We start from the raw sequence: 2,775 nt of genomic DNA on the forward strand, positions 1-2,775 counted from the left end.
TTTACATCAGTTGCTTGAAAAAAACTTTTTAAACATTTTTCATTTTACCTATTGACATTTCTTAGCTGGACTTTCTGCTGAAAAAACAAAAAAATGCCAGAGACTTGTAAAATATACTTACAAATCTCTGGCACCACTTAGCCCTTCACCCATGCCGATTCATGGGTCGTCATAATTCAATTATCTGTACCAACCTCATAAATCACAATCCAGACTATATTTATAAGTATACTAATCTGGCACTGCAACTTGTGACTGGCACTATTCTTTCCATCCGCATAAATCACGATTAGCCCATATCTGTAACTTTATTACAAGTCAACTGGCTCTTGCGTCAATGCGTCTTGGCTCATTCATTATTTAATTTACACATCTATCATAAAACATATGTCGCAACAAGTCAATAGTCTTTTTTTAATTTAAACTAATTTTTATACAATATATTGAAACAAGCGCATTCACCAATGCAATATATAGAACCTTGGAAATAACCATGTTTCTTTTATCCACATTTTCTATATCAACGATATATCACACATAATAACAACATTTACTTAATCGCATAAATTTATAAAATTGGGGTATTTATTGGGGTAAAATATCTTTCAAAGTAGCCATAAACCGCATAAATGAAGGATTTTCCGCATAATCCGTTTGGACATCATGTCCACAGATCCCCGCCGTGTCCTGCCCGTTCAGCCTGGCAATCTCTTCCAGAATGTCATTCCGCCTCCCCTGGTTGCTGATCTTCTCATACCGCTCCGCCAGCACCGCTGCTTTCTCGGACGGCAGAAGCTCCGCAAAGCCCCTCTGTATTGCATTGGTCTCGATCACATAGACATAGGCTTCCTCTTCCGTCAGGTCCGGCTTCACGATAGCGGGAATCTCCGCCAGCCCGGCCAGCTTCCCTGCCAGCTGCCGGTTATGCCCGGCCAGCATCTCATACCCGTCCCCCTCCTGCCACACGATCACCGGATTCAGAACGCCATGCTCCCTAATGCTCTCCACCATGTCCTCCAGACGCTCCCCCTCATACAGCCGGAAAGGATGCTTCCGAAACGGACGGATACTGTCAATGGGCAGCATCCTGATTCCATTCTCTGGAGCGGAAACCTCTTCCGCCCCCGCCAGAAGATCCACAGCGTCATTAAAAATCTTCCTCTTCGTCCCATTAGCCTTCATACGAAACCAGCTCCTTTGCAAACTTTTTATAAGCCATCCCCGCACTCGCCTTCGGGCTGTACTCCGCCACCGGCAGGCTGTAATAAATACTCTCCCCCACCTTCACCGTACTGGGAATCCTCGTCTCAAACACCCGTATCTGCTCCTGGAAGCTCTCCGTCACTTCCTCCGTCAGAACCCTGCACAGCTTCGTCCTGGACTCGCACATGGTCATCAGGATGCCCGCAATGCCCAGCTTCGGATTGATCCGCTTCCTGATCCTCACCACCGTCCGGAGAAAGTCCTGCATCCCCATCATGGCCAGAAGCTGGGGATTCACCGTAATGATCACCTCGTCCGAAGCGGCCAAAGCATTGATCGTCAAAGTCCCCAGCGACGGGCAGGTATCTAATGCGGAGTTAAATATTATGCAGAGTAACTATCTGCAATCATTAATAAAACCTATGATTTTCTTTCTGTTTACTCAGCATAATATTCCATATAGAATACCTCTTACAAATCACAGAAAGGGGGTTCCTATATGGAGCAACACGAGGTAACTATTGAAGAATTAGTAAATGGGCTGATGGATCACCTTAAGCTCATTGGCTACAAAGAAAGTACCCGGGAAAGATACTTGGCTTATTATAAAGTCTTTATCAAGTACTGCAGAAAGAAGGAGATTGATTATTTTTCACTTGATCTTGGAAAGCAGTTCCTGTTAGAACATCACAAGCATAAGTGGGTTGATTTTGAAAATCTGACAATGGCTGAGAATTATCTCCAGCGTCACATATGGATGTTGTACGAATTTCAATTGTACGGTGAAATCCGCCAGAAAAAACGACTTTCAAAAGACATGAGACTTGAATATTTTGAGGGTGTTTTAGATGGCTACATTGCACATGAAACAGAAAGAGGACTTAAGGATACAACCTTAAAGGGCAAGGAATTTTCTGCGAGAAAAGTATTTAAGTATTTCGAAAGCATCGGGATAAAAAATACCAGCGACATACGGTCCGAGCATGCATATGGATTTTTGGCAAGCAGATCCTACTACTCTATAACGACAAAAGAGGCTTATCAGTATTTGCTTAGGAGCCTTCTCGCTTATATGAGCCAAAAGGAACTGTGCAGTAAGGATTTAGCTCAGATGTTTCCGGTTATTTCAATTCACACCAAGAATTCATATCCTTCGTATTTCACGCCGGAATGTATAACAAAACTGCTTCAAAGCATCAATACCGAAACGTTGTATGGGAAAAGAGATTACCTGATTCTCCTCTTGGCAGCAACCCTTGGAATGAGGTGTATCGATATATGCCGGCTTACTCTGGATGACATTGATTGGAAAAGGAAAACTATTGGTTTTGTACAGTCTAAAACCGGTGAATATGTTTCATTACCCATTAGTGATGAATTGCTTATGGCTCTTATCGATTATATAAAAAACGCACGTCCCGAATGTGATTATAGAGAAGTATTGGTCAGCAACCGGGCGCCTGTGAAACCCTTTGAACACAGAAATTTCCATGAAACCTGGATTCTCGGAGTTAACATGACGAGGTTGGTACCTTCACTCCGAGAGCCTCATATATTTTTGCCTGCTTATTG

At 43.1% G+C, this 2,775-nt stretch carries 3 protein-coding genes; 1 reads left to right on the top strand and 2 read right to left on the bottom strand.

Features of this window, described 5'->3' with window-relative positions; translation table 11 throughout:
- Positions 1–585 precede the first annotated feature (585 nt).
- Positions 586–1,182: a ParB N-terminal domain-containing protein gene (locus NFS31_RS26420; RefSeq protein WP_251501980.1), complete on the bottom strand. Its 597-nt coding sequence runs from the start codon at positions 1,180–1,182 to the stop codon at positions 586–588.
- Complete coding sequence (locus NFS31_RS26425; protein WP_331482896.1) at positions 1,172–1,591, bottom strand: ParA family protein; 420 nt, start codon at positions 1,589–1,591, stop codon at positions 1,172–1,174. The genes NFS31_RS26420 and NFS31_RS26425 overlap by 11 nt, the downstream gene beginning before the upstream one ends.
- Positions 1,592–1,702: 111 nt before the next feature.
- On the opposite strand from NFS31_RS26425, the gene NFS31_RS26430 reads away from it, so the two are divergent.
- Positions 1,703–2,775: tyrosine-type recombinase/integrase (locus NFS31_RS26430; protein ID WP_251501986.1), on the top strand; the 1,073-nt coding region annotated here is incomplete at its 3' end.

The sequence above is a fragment of the Otoolea muris genome (assembly GCF_943193115.1).
Lineage (GTDB): Bacteria > Bacillota > Clostridia > Lachnospirales > Lachnospiraceae > Otoolea > Otoolea muris.